This window comes from Microbulbifer sp. TB1203 (genome assembly GCF_030997045.1).
Classification (GTDB): domain Bacteria; phylum Pseudomonadota; class Gammaproteobacteria; order Pseudomonadales; family Cellvibrionaceae; genus Microbulbifer.
In genome coordinates this window covers 1,334,339-1,350,023 of sequence record NZ_CP116899.1, presented here as the reverse complement: position 1 = coordinate 1,350,023, position 15,685 = coordinate 1,334,339, and the positions used below count along the sequence as shown (strand labels likewise).

Below are 15,685 nucleotides of genomic sequence, written 5' to 3'. Positions count from 1 at the left end.
GGGGAGAGAGGTGAGCCGTCGCCGCGAGCTCCAGCGCCACGGGCAGCAACTCGGCGAGACACGTGAGATTGTCAGCGCGATGAAGGCGATGGCTTTTATCGAGGTGCGACGGCTGGGGCGTTTTCTCGACAGCCAGCGGCGCGCGGTGGAAGCCATGCGCACCGTCGCTGCGGACTTCCTCAGCTTTTTTCCGCCGGCACTGCCCCCGCCGCAGGAGCGGCAACTACGGCGCATCTACCTGCTGATCGGTTCCGAGCGGGGTTTTTGCGGCAACTTCAATGAAAGCCTGATACAGCGTTTGCATCAGTGCCTGGCGGACGAGCCTGTGGAAGGCGGCGGCACAAAAGCGGGCATTATCGGTTGGGGGCAGAAGCTGTGCGTCAAATTGGGAGAACACCCGCTGCTGCTGGCGGCCGTCGAGGGCGCCGCGGTGCTGGATGAGGTGGGCGTGCGATTGCTGCAACTGGTGAAGCGGCTCTCGGAACTGCAGGCCGGGGGCGCCATAGCACTGGCGGTGCTCTACCACGACCCGCAGCGACAGGGGGTGGCAGTGCGCGAACTGCTGCCCCCGTTTGAATCGCTGCGCAATGCGCCGGAAAAATTCCCCTTTGCGCCCGGGTTAAATCTGGCACCCGGTGACTTTCTGCGCGAGCTGGTGGAACAGTACCTGTTCGCGGCCCTGCACGAAATACTCTACGTCTCCCTGATGGCGGAAAACCAGCAGCGCATGCAACACCTGGAAGGCGCGCAGCGCTACCTGGACGAAAAACTGGAAGCGCTGCGTCGCAGGGGCAACCAGCTGCGCCAGGAGGAGATAACCGAGGAAATCGAGGTGATACTGCTGAACGCCGACAGCGCAAAACTGCCACCGCAAATAAAATCCCGGGAGGGCGATCACTGATGCCAGACCCTCTGGCTTGGATTATCGCCGGCGGCCTGTTGATGAGCGCCATCGCCATGGTGGGCGGCGTCACCGTGTTTATGAAGCCCGCCACCCTGGATCGCATACTGCTGCCGCTGGTTTCCCTGGCCGCCGCCACACTCCTCGGCGGCGCCTTCTTCCATATGCTGCCCGAGGGCCTGGAATCCCTCGCGCCGCTGGCCGCGACCGCCTGGCTGGTGGCAGGTTTCAGCGCCTTCCTGCTACTGGAACAGTTGCTGCGCTGGCACCACTCCCACAGCACACCGGATGAGAAGTACCGGTCGGTCACCTACCTGATCCTGCTCGGCAATGGCATCCACAACTTTATCGGTGGTCTCGCCATCGCCAGCACCTTCCTGATCGACCCCCGCGCGGGCTTCTCCGCCTGGATCGCCGCCGTCGCCCACGAGGTGCCGCAGGAACTGGGCGACTTCGGCGTGCTGGTACACGGGGGCTGGTCGCGGCGGCGCGCGCTGACGTGGAATGTGCTGTCCGCGCTAACCTTTCCACTCGGAGCCCTGATCGCCTATGTGATCTCCCGCCATTTCGACGTAGCCTGGCTGATGCTGTTCGGTGCCGGAAATTTTGTCTATATCGCCGCGTCGGACCTGATACCGGAAATAAAACAGCAGGCCAGCCTGCGAACGGCGGCGGTGCATTTCGGATTCTTCGCCGCAGGCCTGTTGCTGATGTTTATTCTCGCGTGCTGCTTTTATCACTGAGCAGGGCTAGAAATCGAGGGTGACGCTATATTCAGAATAATTGGGCAACTTATACACGTCACACATCCACCTTGAAGAAATACTTCGACCTCTGTGCCAGAGGAGGTTTTGTTGGAGCGCAACAACGGCGCCTGGAGACCCTATCATCGCCGATGCACTGGCGGGTTGCCATCTATGCGGAACTGTACCCCTTTTTCAAATCCACCGTCCTGGTCTGGAAGGACTACGGAAAAATTGGATTACCTGATTCTCTCGGCAATTCGTCCTGGTTTTTGGTACTACTGTTCTAATCTATAGCATTCCCACTCTTCTACCTATTTGAAAAAAGTAGTCTGTAAACCCCCGCTCGAGGGCGCACTGCAGGATGGGCAAATCGAAGGCAGAAAACTCCCGCCATCCTTGGCGGGCTCGTGCCCATCAAGAATCTTACTATCGGGTCGGAAGGAAAGGATATCCCTCTCCCGGGACACGGGCTCTGAGCGTGAGTGGGTGGGATGGACCACCGGTCTGGCAGCCTCGTCAGGAGATTATGAACAGATTCCAAGGCCCTGAAGGCGAGCGCAACGCTCGATGTGTACTTTTTTGAGCAAATAGGCATTTATAATTCCTATACTCCTGTTCCACCGACACGAACCAGGAGGGATTCCCAATGAGAAAATTCATACTACCGAGCAACCGCAGCCTGAGCGTCCATTCCGTCATGATGCCCATACTGGGGACGAAGATGCTGGCGGGAATTGTGGGTATGGCCGCAGTGATGCTGGCGGGAAGCGTGAGCATGGCCGCGGCGCACGACGGATCGGGGCAGTCAGTAGAAATCGAGCCTGAGCTGGAGACCAGACCCACGTTCGACGACGAGGTGGGCGGATACCGGGCGACCGATGATGTGGCGATCTGGATCAATCCGCGGGACACCGAAGCCAGCCTGGTGCTGGCCAGCCAAAAGGAGGGTGGGCTGGCGGTGTACGACATTGATGGCAAGTTGCTGCAAGATATTCTCGCGCCGACTCCGCCGGGGCCGGACGACAATCCGGGTCGTATCAACAACGTCGACGTCGCCTACGACTTCCTGTTGTCCGGGTATGGTCAGGTCGATATCGCGGTTGTCAGCGATCGCGGGCTCGACCAGCTGCGTATCTATGTGATCGACCGTGACGATCCGAATGGCCCACTGATCGATGTATCGGCGGCGAGCTTGCCGTGGATCTTCGCTGCCAGTCAGGAAGAGGTGAAAGAGGAATTCACGGCGTATGGATTGACCACTTGGCAGTGGTTTGGCAATACCGAGGTATTCGTTACACAGAATGGTGAACCGGTCGTCGCGCGTCTGCGCCTGGTAAACCGGGGCGATGGCACAGTGACCTACGAGCACCTCGGCACCATCGATCTGCCCACGCAGTTCCTGCTGCCTGATGGCACAACCTGGGAACCCTGTACCGACCCGGACGAGCGCCCGTTCGCGGAGGGGCTTGTCGTCGACGACGACAGGGGGATCCTCTATGTCGCCCAGGAAGCGGTGGGCATCTGGAAGGTCCCGGTCTGGTTTTATCAGGGGCGTCCGCGGCTGGTCGACACCGTCGGTGAGTACGGAGTGCCATGGACCTATGAAGCTGACGCCGATGAGGAGTGCGTGATCCACTACGACCAGGATTCCGGTTATGGCGGTAAATGGCTAACCACCGATGTCGAAGGGTTGGCGATCTATGACGGCGGCCATGGTCGTGGTTACCTGATTGCGTCGAGTCAGGGCAGCGACACCTTCGTGATCTACGACCGAGGGTGGGGTAACACCCCCATCGGAGAATTCCGGGTCGTGGCTGATGATGGAATCGATGGCGTCAATGGTACGGACGGCTTCGATGTCACGAATGTCGACGTCGGGGGTGAATTCGACGATGGCCTGCTTGTGCTGCAGGACGAGCCGAACACGCCGGATGTTTACGACGATGAAGGAGAGTTGCGTGACAACGCCAACCTGAAGTTCGTGAAGTGGGACGATGTGGCCGAGGCATTCGAGCCAGAGTTGATCGTGAACACCGATCCCGATCCGCGGGACTGATGAAGACGCGGCACAGCCCATTCCCGAGTAGCGCTAATGGGCCACTGCCGGTATTCCGCAGCCTGGTGAGAGCCTCGGCTGTTTAGCCCTCGATGACGCCAAGAGCCTCGGCTATCAGAAGTCGTTGGAGGTTGAACGATCTGGATAACTTTCGTGACAAGGGAGATGCCTTACCTTCCTTACTGAGGTCTTCGCAAATACTGTGTGAGCGCCGATGATTTCTCCGGATTCTGATCGGACCATTTCGCGATTCTTCAGTCGGTGTGCCAAGTGAGCTGTTAAACAAAGTTTCGGATTTTGGCTATTAGAAAAATCAGCGAGTTCAAGTTTGGGCTTTGTCGTGAATTTATAGTTCCCCTGCTGATTTCGCTTAAATGTAAAACGATATGTCTGTTGCTGCTGTTAATAAAAACAATGGTTGATTTGGCATATTCATAGAAAAATTTTCAGATGAAAAATTTTTGCGACAAAGATTATAAAATGTGACAAAAACACGATTCTGAAAAATTAAAAGCGAGAAACTGTCTATGAACAATAAGCGGTCACAAAACTATGAACACGTCAAGGATGAAAATACGGGTTCTGATCGCCGATTCCTATCCGGCATTTGTGGGGGGTGTTGAATCCACCGTGCAAAGTGAGCCTGACCTGCTTCTGGTTGGTAAGACACAAGAAGGTGTTCAAACTATCCGGGAAATTCGCCGCTTGCGCCCGGATGTCTGCTTGGTTGAACTCAAATTGCCGAAAATAAACGGCTTGAATATTATTACATCAATTTCTCGTGAAGGTATTGCAAGCCGAATCATAATTATGGCCGGATCTGCTAAGGGTTCTGTTGTTCATAGAGCTGTGGCTGCAGGTGCCGCAGGATTCTTAAGCAAACGAGAACCACTGGGAAGAATCTACAAAGCTATCCGAAGTGTCTATAATGGCTCTCAGGTTTTATCTGAAAGCCTTCAGGTTGAACTGCAAAAATATCTTCAACAATCACAAAATTCCATGGTTCCCGATGTCCCTCCACTGGTGAACTTTCTCACTGGTCGTGAACTGGAAGTTTTGCGCTGCATTGCTCGGGGAATGTCTATTGTCGAAACAGCGCGTGAACTTCATATCAGTGTCACAACAGTCAAGCATCACCGGCATGTAATTTTCGCCAAGCTTGGTGTTGCCAATGCTCCAGCTGCGGTTTACACCGCCATGCGGGGAAACCTGCTGCCTTAATATTCCTGCCTTATACTGCGATTATCCACTTGTTACTTTCAGCCAAAAGTCCGACCAAAAGTAGGATTGTTAACTTATTCAATGAGAGATAGCGTAGCCGATAACTTGGTGTAATAAACCAGTATACATTTTTTATACTTGACTAATTAATAATAATCTAAGAGTTTAATTTTATTAGATAGAAAAAATATATGTAACGATAGAATTATCCGTAAAAAATTGGAAGTTATAGTGTTTTATTTTAGGTAAGAAGTCTCTGAAAGACGGTTAATAAAAGTTTATTGATTATAAATAATAAGCGGGCGAAAAATTATGAACACGTCAAGGATGAAAATACGGGTTCTGATTGCTGACTCCCACCCGGCATTTTTAAGAGGGGTTGAGTCCGCCGTGCAACAGGAACCTGATCTGACTCTGGCCAGTAAGACCGAAGAGGGTATTCAAGCTATTCGGGAAATTCGCCGCCTACGCCCGGATATCTGTCTGATCGAGCTGGACCTTCCGAAAGTCAACGGTTTGAATATTATTGCATCAATCGCTCGTGAAGGAATTGCAAGCCGAACCATAATTTTGACTGGATCTGCTAAGAATTCCACTATTCAGCAGGCTATTACCGCAGGTGCTGCTGGATTTCTAAGCAAGCGAGACCCATTGGAAAAAGTCTGCAAGGCTATTAGAAACGCCTACAACGGCTTGCAGATTCTATCAGAAAATGTTCAGGATGAGCTGGAAAAATACCAAGCAAAAAAATCGCAAGATTCCGTTGTTACTGGAATCCCTCTACTGTCGCACATTCTCACTGATCGTGAGCTGCAAGTACTGCGCTGTATTGCTCATGGAATATCCATTGCCGAAACAGCACGTAAACTCCACATGAGCGCGACAACGGTCAAACACCACAGGCAAGTAATTTTTTCCAAACTTGGTGTTGCTAACGCTCCAGCTGCGGTTTATACCGCCATGCGGGAAAACTTGCTACATTAACCTACCTGCGGTTCTAAGATTATGTACCAATACTTATTATTTCCGACTAAAAGTCTGACCAAAAGTAGGATTGTTAGCTTTTCCGGTGATCGATAGTGTAGTCGCTAATCTAATGGATACCGGGGGCGAAGGCCATGATGGAAAATATGTTGCGATCTATATTGACCGCAACCAAAAAAAAGATGCGGGGTATCGCCAAACCCGATCGGCAGAGAACAGGATCATCCGATGCCCGTGTTATTACAACCGGCCGGCTGGTTGGTTTGGTAACCGGTCCGATCCTGCTGGCCATTATTCTGATAACACCAATGCCGCTAACCATGCCACAGCATAATTTGCTGGCGGTAGTCGTGATGACCATCACTTATTGGGTTTTTCGCGCACTGCCTATTCCGATCACCTCGATTCTGGCTTTGGCCCTGGCAGTCGTATTGAATGTGGCCACCGCGGAAAAAATATTTGGTGCATTTTCCTCACCAATACTATTTCTTCTTATTGGCGGATTTATCATTACCCGAGCCATGGTCAAATACGGACTGGGGCGTCGCATTGCTTTATTCGTATTGTCTATTCCGGGAATTGCAGGCTCAACGAATCGTATCATCATCGCCTTTGGTGCACTCGGCGCGCTGTTATCCGGTGTTATTGATAATGGTGCTGTCGCAGCCATGTTACTGCCTATTGCGGTTGGGCTGATCCATGCGCTGTCTAGTGATATTCGTGAACAAAGTTCGATTTCTATGGATGAGAAGCGCCGCTTGAACTTCGGTACCGCGCTGATGTTAATGACGGCATACGGACCTACGGTCGGTGCCTTGTTAACACCTTTCGGTGATGCCTCAAACCTGGTCGGCTGGGATTTCATTCAGGACCACTTTGGTATCAGTATTTCCCTGACCACATGGATGGCCATGTCAGTTCCCATAGTTATTATGTTATTTGCTGTTTTGTCCGTAGCCGTTCTGTTGGTTAACCGACCCGAAGTCAGACGCCTGCCAGGAGCAGAAGTGTTGATTGCTAAACACAGACGTGAACTTGGTCCGATGTCGCGCGGAGAAATAAATACCGCCATCGCTTTTACATTAGCAATACTGCTATGGCTGTTACCTCCCGTCATTGGATTAATAAGTGGCCCTTCTTCACCGTTGCACGATCTGTTCATCGAGCGCCTACAACCCGCGGTCGTTGCAGTACTCGCTGCTTGCCTGTTGTTTGTGTTGCCGATCGGCCGTCGCAAGGGATTTACATTAAGCTGGCGTCAGGATGTCACCAATATGGATTGGGGACCTGTTTTGCTAATGGGCTCAAGCCTGACCCTGGGACATCTGATGGCCGACACCGGGCTAGCCCAGGTCATGGGAACTGAGCTGGCGGAAAAGGTCGATGGCGTAGGCGCAATCACCGTTTACCTGTTCGCTGCGGCTGTTGCCATTATGATTTCGGAGCTGACCTCCAACCTAGTTAGCATCAGCATCCTTGTGCCAATTATTCCTACAGTCGCCGTCTCCGGAGGCGGAGATCCACTTCAAGCCGCACTGATCGCGACATTTGCTGCCGTTTACGGTTTCACACTGCCTATATCGACTTCGGCTAATGCCATCGTTTACGGGTCGGGACAGGTTCCTTTTATGCGCATGGTGAGAACCGGAATAATAGTGGATGTGTCCGGCATTGTAATGATCGTTATCGGGGTCCTAACGATGTTGCAGTTCGTCAACTTAAACTGAGGCAAGAAAGCGTTTACGAAAATCAATAACTTGGAGGAATCGTTATGAAACGCAAATCAGAAGAATGTGGCAGCAATAATTCAAATGCAAAAAATCAAACTAAAGGCTCTAGCGGCAATGAGCAGGACAGTGGACAGCCGTCGAACTTGAATCCCGTATCGGAAACAGGCTCTGAATCTCAGGGCGACGAACCGGTGGCTAGCGGTAACAACGGTTCGGTAGAGAATGAGAATGTTTCCGAAATGGCTCCGGTATCAATCTCCATCGGAACCGACTACGCCGCGGCGGCCTGCGAATTTGGAGTTGCTGTTGTAGGGCCGAACTCCGCTGCCGCAGCGAGCCAGGTAGGAGTTGTTGCGGTCAGTCCAGGGGGCGCCGCCGCGACCAGTAATTCAGCTAATTCCAGCAGTGTGGCTACGGGCAGTAATCTGGAAGCTGTGGATAAGCAAACCTGACAGCGGCCATGAAAAATATAGAGTTCAAATGAATGCGCTTTGAATAAAGTCAGGTACAAATCTCGCAAATCTGTCTGCAACGCCGCAGACATGTGAGACAACTGTGCGGGTCATATGACCCGTCAATATTAACCCACCAGGAGATTTATTATGTCAACAACGCCAATTGATATGCAACTTCAGAGCAGGCTGGATAGGGCTGTATCCCTATTGGAGGAGATTCGATCCGATAGGAGAACGGACCGGTTGTTTGATGTCATGAAAATTGTGCGCGATGAAGTGAATGGACTTTCTCGGGAACACGATGCGATTCGTGATGATGTACGGGAACTCGTCCATCTGCTTATGCAGCAGCAGTCAACAACTGGAGCTGACTGATCGGTGATGATCCGGGCTGTGAGTTTTTTTAATCACGGCCCGGTATCGGCCCGAAGAGCAATGAAGCATTGCGATACAAAATCACAGGCTTGCAATCCTGGTATTGATCAGGTCCCTTTCATGCGCATGTTGGAAATGGGCATGACTGTTGATGCATTGGACATTCCGATGAACGTCATCGGAGTTCTGGTCATACTGCAATTCGTCATTTAACCTGACACAAGGATGCATGGGAAGCTTAATTTTTGGAGGAAACATTATGAGTAGCGCATCAGCGGGCAGTAGCAGTAGCAATTCCGGGGAGAAGAATTACGCCGAAACTCCCGATGGCAGTGAGCAGGATTATGGAAGGTTACCTCAGTTTAGCGCCACATCGACAACATGCGCCGAAGCCCAACAGGGCGATGGTCCGGCTGCTGCCAGTGCCAGTGGTTCTGCGGTTGGGGTAAATGTTGCCAAAACCACTTCAGTATCAACCTGCATCGGAACTGATTATGCAGCAGCAGCCTGTGAATACGGGGTCGCTGTTGCTGGACCGCATTCGGCCGCAGCGGCGAGCCAGGTTGGAGTTGTCGCTGTCGGGCCAGACGGCGCTGCGGCGACCAGCGATGCTGCCAATTCCAGCAATGTGGCGAATGTCAGTGATACAGTTGTGGTGACAAGCGAGCCAGAAAGTAGTCAGGAAAACCAGGATGTCGAGAAGAAACGCTCCGAATGAATTTGGAGAAAATCTCGCGAATAATGCCTGACACAGAATGTATATAAAAAGTTGCGTGGTCCAGAACGCAACCCCTCTATATCAACCACACAAGGAGATTAATTATGTCAACCACACCAATTGAGACGCAAATCCAGAGCACGCTGGATCGAGCCGTAGCCCTATTGGGAGAAATCAGATCCGATAGGAGAATAGATCGCCTGTTCGATGTACTGGAAATCGTGCGCGATGCGGTGAATGAGCTCTCTCGGGAGCATGAAGCGATTCGTACCGATATACGGGAACTCACCATCTTAATGATTCAACAGCAGTCAGTTGAGTAAGCACTGATAAGCCGGGCTGTGAATGGTTGTTCAGTTACAGCCCGGTATCGGTCCTGATAACAATGGAATATCGCGATACAGCCAAGAGAAAACTTGCAATCATGGTGTTGACGATGCTGGTGACGGGAACGACATTTTACAGCCTGGTGGAGAACTGGTCTGTGCTGGATGCGCTTTATTTCAGTGTCGTCACATTGACCACCGTCGGGTTTGGAGATCTGACGCCAACCCGACCGATCTCCAAGGCATTTACGATCATTTACATTCTTGTCGGCGTTGGCCTGCTGACAGCCTTTATTCGCATAGTGGTACGGCAGGCTGTTCCACCAGATAAATCGTCCACAGCGCCAAATAAAACCGTTACCCGTCAAAAACTTCGGCGAGCTATGTATAGGAGATAATTTGTGGAAGCACCAATGGTTTATACAGGCAATTGGAGCAATATATGTATACTGGCAATCGCCGTTTAAATGTATTTTACACCGTTGCCAATACTCATAGTTTCACCCGGGCGGCCAAAATATTGCATATGACTCAGCCTGCGGTTTCGTCGCAAATACAGCGATTTGAGGAGTATTACGGCATCCGTCTGTTTCATCGCAATCACGACGGCGTGGTACTCACTGATACTGGCCGGATGGCGTATGGTTATGCTGAACGCGTCGTTCAAATACTCAATGAGCTTGACTACAAGCTCCGCAGGATCGATGCCGATGATCGGGACTTACGCTTGGGAGCCACGTCGGATACGATCATTTTCTTTGTGCAGACATTTCTGACGGGCTTCATTGCGAATAACCCAAATATTAATGTCCGTATGAGTGTGTATGATGATGAAAAAATTTTTTTCAAATTAGGAGATCAAAGTATAGATCTTGCGGTAACAATGAAGATTAAAAATAATAGAAACATTTCGGTGGAGCGTAGTTGGCAGGTCCCGCTGTCAGTCATTATTCCCCGGGATCATCCTCTGGAAAAACGGGAACATGTCACCGTCGATCAATTGCTTGGATATCCGATTGTTTGCCGCGGCAGTGCCGAGGATGCCTTCAATATGATCGCGCCTCATGTGGAGGTAAACATTAACCGGAACGCCCTGGATATCATAGACAACCTGGGCAGCCTGGAAACCATGACTGCCGCGGTGCAGGCCGGCATGGGAATCGGAATTGTCCCGGAGGTAGAAGGAAAAGGCCTGCAGCAAAGACCAGAACTGACCGTGCGAAGAATAGATCCACCAATCATGTTGGGCTATCACCTGATTCGAGATACACGCTACAGCCGTCACGAGTCTGTTCATGCATTCCTCAAGCATGCAGACTGCCACTTCACGACATAGCCATCGCAAAAATCATATCATCCAATACAGTTACCACCGGGTCGTAAGGAAAGGATACTCCTCTCCCGGGACACGAGCTGGGCGCCCCATCCCTGTACGCTCGTGATCGGCGTCCCTGCCTCATACGCTCCCGGGAGAGGAGTATCCTTCCCTTCCGCCTTATTAGTATAACCGGCGCGATGGCAAGCGTTATTTTGCGATCGGCAGTTGCCTGTCCCCACCAGATTAAAAATTCTCTTCCGGCAGCAGGATGTCTTGTAACAATTCCAGGCTTTCCGCTACCTCGTGAGGCTCACGGAAGTAGGCGATGTGGTACATGGCCTCGCCCTCCTGCACCAGCGGGATGTTCTGCCGGCCGATAATGATTCCGTCCTGGTTGCACAGCACTCGATCCAGTTCGCAGCCGTAGGGATCGGCGATGGTGGCCAGCAGCTCACCCTTGCGCACGTGATCGCCGAGGGATTTCCTGTGGTTGACGATGCCGCTGTCGCTGGCCCGCAGCCAGCCGCTGCTTCGGGCAACAAACGGCTCGATGGCATGGCGTGCGCGACCCCGGGGCAGCATGCCCAGGTGGCGCAGTACGTTGAGGATGCCCTTCAACCCGGCGCGGATACACAGTTCATCGAATCGCAGCGCCTCGCCCGCTTCGTATAAGAGAGTACGCACCCCCAAGTCAGTCGCTGTCTCGCGCAGGGAACCGTCGCGCAGCGTGGAGTTGAGCAGCACCGACACGCCAAAGGCGCTGGCCATGGCCCGGGTCTCTTCGTCGTCAAGGTTGGCGCGGATCTGGGGCAGGTTGCTGCGGTGCAGTGCGCCGGTGTGCAGGTCGATGCCGTAGTCGCACTTGGAAACGATCTCGTGGAGAAACACATGGGCCATGCGTGCCGCCAGTGAGCCTTTGGGAGAGCCGGGGAAGGAGCGGTTGAGATCGCGCCGGTCCGGCAGGTAACGGGACTGTCCCAGCACGCCGTAGACGTTTACCACCGGTACCGCGATCAGGGTGCCACACAAGGACTTGAGTGCGCGGCTGTTGATCAGCCGGCTGATAATTTCCACACCGTTGAGTTCATCGCCGTGGATCGCCGCGCATAGGAAGACGCAGGGTCCGGCTTTCCTACCCCGCTGAACGTGCACCGGGATTGACATTTCGGTGTCCGTGTACAGGCGCACCACCGGCAGGTCGATGCGCCGGGTCTCGCCCGGGGCCACCACGACCTCCCCGATTTTGAATTCGTCTGCCATGATCGGGCCTGGATCCGCCAGTATCTCGTTGGCGAAAACTAAACAGGTCGCAATGACCTGTTTAGTTGTTTGGGTTAATAGAATCAGCCGTTGTTCGGAGATATTATCCCGGAGGAGGGAAGAAATTCTCCACGGCTGCCATCTGCAATTTCTCCTGGATTGACAGTAATGTTTGAACTGAATCATGCGTAGTTCCGACAGCATCTGTCAGCCATGAGATAAAGTCGCCGGGGGTTGTGCTATTCGGCGGCAGTTCCTGCAGAAGCTCATTAAAGAGTACAATCAGCTCTGTATCGGTATCGATCAAAAGCTGTATAAGTTGCTCGACGGTAAGCTGCTTTGCCGTGGGCATCATTGTCACCTCTTATGCAAAACATGTTAAATGGACTGTGTGGCAAGCCCTTCCAGAAGGGATTGTACAACGTTACGGGATTTCTCAATTTCCTGGATAAGGTTGTTCAGCCCGTTTTCCAGTTCTACCTGAGGTACCTGATCATCCCCCCAGTTGATTACCACAGACTCCAGCACATTCTGAAAGACCAACACATTCCCGAGCACCTCCTTATTCTGCTGAATAAGGATCAGCAATGCCTCTGCCACCGATATATTTATGGGCATAACAACGACCTTTAATCCTGTGCGGGGAAATAGCTTTCGATAAAGCGCGTCTGGAGATTCTCCTGAAACGACAGCAAAGTCTCTATGGCCTTATCGGCGGTTTGTAGGATTGAACGCAATAGCTCTTCTACTTCTCCTTGAAGCTGTCCCGATCCAGCCGTTATCAAATCATTCTCGATCTTTTCCATAAGGCTAACGAATCGGTCCAGCATTGAAGAGTTAAAGTTTATCAGTGCATCAATAGTATCGCTTACAGATACTTCGCTAGGTGTAGTTGACATGTTTTGTCTCCTGTTTGTATGAATACGGGTTCTATATAAACAATTTAAAACAGGGAAAACCAATCGTTTCTTTTTATGTGTTTGTATAAATATGGATTGTGGAGGAAAGCTAAGAGGGAAGGGTAAAAGTATTTTTCTACCAGGATTTTGTACTTTCGGATAGATTGATTTGGATAAATATATCTGTGTAGGAGTTTGCGGGATTTAACAGCGCGGGCGGAGAGCAGTGCAGAATCCGGTGGTTCCTGAAGTGAGGGTCAGCACCATGACAATCGCATCTTCGCGGCTGTCTTCAGCGGGGTAGTAATTGCGGCGCAGGCCGACTTCACTGAAGCCGATGGATTTGTAGAGGCGGATGGCGGTTATATTTGATGGCCGTACTTCAAGGAATGCCACCTGCGCGCCATACTTCCGCCCCACATCAAGCATATGTTTCACCATTAGACGGCCGAAGCCGCGGCCCTGCCACTGCGGCGCAATGCAGAGATTGAAGATGCGCGCTTGGCCGAAGGGAGCCGACATGATGCCGTGGCCGACAATCTTATTGTCTGTTTCCGCCACCAGACAACTGCAGCCGTTGGTCAGGCAATCGTTAAAGACATCTTGTGTCCAGGGATGGGAATACGCCAGTATTTCATTAGTGTGAACAGCGGCGATATCATCCGCGCGCATGGCACGAAAGCGCAGTGGCCTTGGTTCCGGCACTGCGCTACGCGGGTCGCCAGCCCGATTCAAAAGACCGGTCTCCTTGTGGCGACCGGGCCGTTATTCTGGCCATCCCTGGCCCTCACCCTGCGAGCAGTCTTCGGCTGTGCAAAACGACTGTCCTGCCGTTCCAGGCATTCACGGCGCCTTCGGCCCTGCCGTTTTGTTATTGATTGCTGCTTGCTGATTACAGGCACCCGTTTCTCCAAGGGCCGCGAATCGCAAAAGTCACCCCTGGCGATTGCACATTGGCAAACAACCAGTCGCCATAAAAAGTGGCGCCGGCCCACTCGCGACCGCGGTAGTCGTCCACGGGGTCGTCCCAGAAGTTGTCCCGGGTGCCCGGAAAGACCGCGTCGATGACGTCGATATCTCCGTCGTTCAGCACAATACGATTTTCCGCAAAGGGGAAGGTGGTGCCGCCGGTGGTCAGCCCCACCAGGCGGCTCGGGGTCCAGCTGCCGTCCTCGCACAAAATGATGCCCCCGCGGGAACTGATGGCGATGTTGTCCGGGTTGTCCACGTCCGCGGAGTCGCTGGACTCGTACAGCATGGTCAGGGTTTCCGCACGCGGGTCGTAGACCCACACCTGTCCCAGCTCCTCTGCACCGCCGTCGGTGGAAACGAAATAGATTTTACCGGCGTCCTCAAAGCAGCCCTCGCCGCGAGAGAAGATGGCCGCGCCGGGGGCCGAGTCGAACGGGCGGCCGTTGACGCCCTCGGGATCGGTGACGCGCACCCAGGTGACCGGGAAGGTGTCCCCGGCATTGAAGCCGCCGCGCAGATCTTTGCCCGATTCGCCCTCGACGGCCAGGACATAGAGTTCGCCGCCGTCGCGAAGGCCTTCATTTCTGTTGCGTCTGCCGCGCCAGTGTCTGTGCCCGGCGCCCGGCTGTACGTATTTGTAGAAACCACAGGGGTTGGCGTCCTCGGTCTCGTACATGACGCCGGTACGCGGATCTATGGCCACCGCTTCGTGACTGAAGCGACCGGCGGCGCGAATCGGTAGTCCGTTGCTGGTGCCGAAACCGGGCACGTCAAAGACATAGCCGTGGTTGAAGCCATCGGCGCGGCTGCCCCAGGGGTGGAAGGTCTCCTCGCAGGAAACCCAGGAGCCCCAGGGCGTCGGACCGCCGGCACAGTTGCGTATGGTGCCCCCGAGGCTGGTGTAGGAGTAGACAAACCGGCCCCGGAAAAGATCAAAAATCAGGTTGGTGGTACCGCCGAACTCATCTGGGTTGTACATGCTGCCACCCACCAGGCACTGATTGCTCTCGCCGGCGGAGAGTTCGTGGTTGCGTACCAGGGAGATGAAGGGTCCGCGCCGGGCGGAAACCGCCATGCCATCGTGGTCGGTGGGAGTGGGACGTCCGTCATCCATGATCTGGCCGGTCCAGCCGAAGGACATGTATTCGAAACCTTTTGGCAGGGCTAGAAGCTCCAGCCCTGTGGCCAGGTCCCTGGTCGGCTGCAGCGGGCCATAGTCCGGCGCGTGAGATCTTCCGTGCCCCCTACTCACCGGCGTGCCGGATGCCCGCGCAGCCAGGGAACTGAAGGCGAGGGCTGCAACTCCGGCCGCCAGGCCGGATTTGACAAACCGGCGCCGGTCGAGCGCTGTATCGTTGTGATTTTCCATAGATCCTCCATTTTTCTTATGGTGGGGAATGTCCTGGTTTGGACGGGTGAGCGCCGGAAAAGTACGTATGCAGGCATGACGTTCTTGTCTCGAAGTCGTGAAGCTTCGATGAATCCCGGAAGTTACTACCGGGTCGGAAGGAAAGGATAGTATGTGATCCAGTCCATAAGCTCACACGCTGCTTCATTCTTGAGGCACTAAAGCCAATCGATACGCCAGTAATTCCGCTTGCAGATATTTCCCGGAAGTTTTGGTCGCCATATTTTCCTTTTTGATTGCGGAAAATACCCGAGCCATATAAACAATTTACAGAGAGTAAATCCAACTAGTTTCTTTAATGCGCGTGTATAAATCC

General features: G+C 53.1%; 18 protein-coding genes. 12 read left to right on the top strand and 6 right to left on the bottom strand.

Annotated features, from left to right (window positions below):
* Positions 1-10 precede the first annotated feature (10 nt).
* The 12 genes from PP263_RS05740 to PP263_RS05685 all read left to right on the top strand — a co-directional run bounded on the left by PP263_RS05740 (position 11) and on the right by PP263_RS05685 (position 10,848).
* A complete protein-coding gene (locus PP263_RS05740; RefSeq protein WP_308367407.1) occupies positions 11-901 on the top strand; it encodes a FoF1 ATP synthase subunit gamma in 891 nt (296 codons plus the stop codon).
* Positions 901-1,644: a ZIP family metal transporter gene (locus PP263_RS05735; protein WP_308367406.1), complete on the top strand. Its 744-nt coding sequence runs from the start codon at positions 901-903 to the stop codon at positions 1,642-1,644. Before PP263_RS05740 ends, PP263_RS05735 begins: the two co-directional genes overlap by 1 nt.
* 649 nt (positions 1,645-2,293) lie before the next feature.
* Positions 2,294-3,703, top strand: a complete 1,410-nt coding sequence (locus PP263_RS05730) for a phytase (protein ID WP_308367405.1) — start codon at positions 2,294-2,296, stop codon at positions 3,701-3,703.
* Positions 3,704-4,270: 567 nt separating this feature from the next.
* Entirely contained in the window at positions 4,271-4,924 is a 654-nt protein-coding gene (locus PP263_RS05725) for a response regulator transcription factor (protein WP_308367403.1), read from the top strand.
* A 327-nt stretch (positions 4,925-5,251) separates the two neighbouring features.
* Positions 5,252-5,908, top strand: coding sequence for a response regulator transcription factor (locus PP263_RS05720; RefSeq protein WP_308367402.1), 657 nt, complete (start codon positions 5,252-5,254; stop codon positions 5,906-5,908).
* Between the two features lie 134 nt (positions 5,909-6,042).
* Positions 6,043-7,635 carry a DASS family sodium-coupled anion symporter gene (locus tag PP263_RS05715; protein ID WP_308367401.1) on the top strand — a complete coding sequence of 531 codons (1,593 nt, stop codon included), beginning with the start codon at positions 6,043-6,045 and terminating at the stop codon, positions 7,633-7,635.
* A gap of 44 nt (positions 7,636-7,679) precedes the next feature.
* Positions 7,680-8,090: a hypothetical protein gene (locus tag PP263_RS05710; protein ID WP_308367400.1), complete on the top strand. Its 411-nt coding sequence runs from the start codon at positions 7,680-7,682 to the stop codon at positions 8,088-8,090.
* 150 nt (positions 8,091-8,240) lie between these two features.
* The gene (locus PP263_RS05705; RefSeq protein WP_183457236.1) at positions 8,241-8,468 is read left to right on the top strand and encodes a hypothetical protein; all 228 of its coding nucleotides are present in this window, start codon (positions 8,241-8,243) and stop codon (positions 8,466-8,468) included.
* Positions 8,469-8,727: 259 nt separating this feature from the next.
* Positions 8,728-9,186, top strand: a complete 459-nt coding sequence (locus PP263_RS05700; protein ID WP_308367399.1) for a hypothetical protein — start codon at positions 8,728-8,730, stop codon at positions 9,184-9,186.
* 104 nt (positions 9,187-9,290) lie between these two features.
* Positions 9,291-9,509: a hypothetical protein gene (locus tag PP263_RS05695; RefSeq protein WP_308367398.1), complete on the top strand. Its 219-nt coding sequence runs from the start codon at positions 9,291-9,293 to the stop codon at positions 9,507-9,509.
* Positions 9,510-9,571: 62 nt separating this feature from the next.
* Positions 9,572-9,910, top strand: a complete 339-nt coding sequence (locus tag PP263_RS05690; RefSeq protein WP_308367397.1) for a potassium channel family protein — start codon at positions 9,572-9,574, stop codon at positions 9,908-9,910.
* A 44-nt stretch (positions 9,911-9,954) separates the two neighbouring features.
* On the top strand, positions 9,955-10,848 hold the full coding sequence (locus PP263_RS05685) for a LysR family transcriptional regulator (protein ID WP_308367396.1): 894 nt from the start codon (positions 9,955-9,957) through the stop codon (positions 10,846-10,848).
* 225 nt (positions 10,849-11,073) lie between these two features.
* Here PP263_RS05685 and PP263_RS05680 read toward each other — a convergent pair whose 3' ends face one another.
* The 6 genes from PP263_RS05680 to PP263_RS05655 form a co-directional block, all read right to left on the bottom strand.
* Positions 11,074-12,090: a succinylglutamate desuccinylase/aspartoacylase family protein gene (locus tag PP263_RS05680; RefSeq protein WP_308367395.1), complete on the bottom strand. Its 1,017-nt coding sequence runs from the start codon at positions 12,088-12,090 to the stop codon at positions 11,074-11,076.
* Positions 12,091-12,193: 103 nt separating this feature from the next.
* Positions 12,194-12,445, bottom strand: a complete 252-nt coding sequence (locus tag PP263_RS05675) for a hypothetical protein (RefSeq protein ID WP_308367394.1) — start codon at positions 12,443-12,445, stop codon at positions 12,194-12,196.
* Positions 12,446-12,468: 23 nt separating this feature from the next.
* Positions 12,469-12,708, bottom strand: coding sequence for a hypothetical protein (locus PP263_RS05670; protein ID WP_308367393.1), 240 nt, complete (start codon positions 12,706-12,708; stop codon positions 12,469-12,471).
* Between the two features lie 11 nt (positions 12,709-12,719).
* Positions 12,720-12,989: a hypothetical protein gene (locus tag PP263_RS05665; RefSeq protein WP_183457223.1), complete on the bottom strand. Its 270-nt coding sequence runs from the start codon at positions 12,987-12,989 to the stop codon at positions 12,720-12,722.
* A gap of 204 nt (positions 12,990-13,193) precedes the next feature.
* Positions 13,194-13,694: a ribosomal protein S18-alanine N-acetyltransferase gene (rimI, locus tag PP263_RS05660; RefSeq protein WP_374693718.1), complete on the bottom strand. Its 501-nt coding sequence runs from the start codon at positions 13,692-13,694 to the stop codon at positions 13,194-13,196.
* A gap of 187 nt (positions 13,695-13,881) precedes the next feature.
* On the bottom strand, positions 13,882-15,330 hold the full coding sequence (locus PP263_RS05655) for an alkaline phosphatase PhoX (RefSeq protein WP_308367391.1): 1,449 nt from the start codon (positions 15,328-15,330) through the stop codon (positions 13,882-13,884).
* Positions 15,331-15,685 lie beyond the last annotated feature (355 nt).

Coding starts and splice junctions, on each gene's coding strand:
- PP263_RS05675 (WP_308367394.1), bottom strand. CDS start 12,445: ATGATGCCCACGGCAAAGCAGCTTACCGTCGAGCAACTTATACAGCTT.
- PP263_RS05695 (WP_308367398.1), top strand. CDS start 9,291: ATGTCAACCACACCAATTGAGACGCAAATCCAGAGCACGCTGGATCGA.
- PP263_RS05705 (WP_183457236.1), top strand. CDS start 8,241: ATGTCAACAACGCCAATTGATATGCAACTTCAGAGCAGGCTGGATAGG.
- PP263_RS05680 (WP_308367395.1), bottom strand. CDS start 12,090: ATGGCAGACGAATTCAAAATCGGGGAGGTCGTGGTGGCCCCGGGCGAG.
- PP263_RS05715 (WP_308367401.1), top strand. CDS start 6,043: ATGATGGAAAATATGTTGCGATCTATATTGACCGCAACCAAAAAAAAG.
- PP263_RS05690 (WP_308367397.1), top strand. CDS start 9,572: ATGGAATATCGCGATACAGCCAAGAGAAAACTTGCAATCATGGTGTTG.
- PP263_RS05655 (WP_308367391.1), bottom strand. CDS start 15,330: ATGGAAAATCACAACGATACAGCGCTCGACCGGCGCCGGTTTGTCAAA.
- PP263_RS05700 (WP_308367399.1), top strand. CDS start 8,728: ATGAGTAGCGCATCAGCGGGCAGTAGCAGTAGCAATTCCGGGGAGAAG.
- PP263_RS05670 (WP_308367393.1), bottom strand. CDS start 12,708: ATGCCCATAAATATATCGGTGGCAGAGGCATTGCTGATCCTTATTCAG.
- PP263_RS05685 (WP_308367396.1), top strand. CDS start 9,955: ATGTATACTGGCAATCGCCGTTTAAATGTATTTTACACCGTTGCCAAT.
- PP263_RS05720 (WP_308367402.1), top strand. CDS start 5,252: ATGAAAATACGGGTTCTGATTGCTGACTCCCACCCGGCATTTTTAAGA.
- PP263_RS05725 (WP_308367403.1), top strand. CDS start 4,271: ATGAAAATACGGGTTCTGATCGCCGATTCCTATCCGGCATTTGTGGGG.
- PP263_RS05730 (WP_308367405.1), top strand. CDS start 2,294: ATGAGAAAATTCATACTACCGAGCAACCGCAGCCTGAGCGTCCATTCC.
- PP263_RS05735 (WP_308367406.1), top strand. CDS start 901: ATGCCAGACCCTCTGGCTTGGATTATCGCCGGCGGCCTGTTGATGAGC.
- PP263_RS05665 (WP_183457223.1), bottom strand. CDS start 12,989: ATGTCAACTACACCTAGCGAAGTATCTGTAAGCGATACTATTGATGCA.
- PP263_RS05710 (WP_308367400.1), top strand. CDS start 7,680: ATGAAACGCAAATCAGAAGAATGTGGCAGCAATAATTCAAATGCAAAA.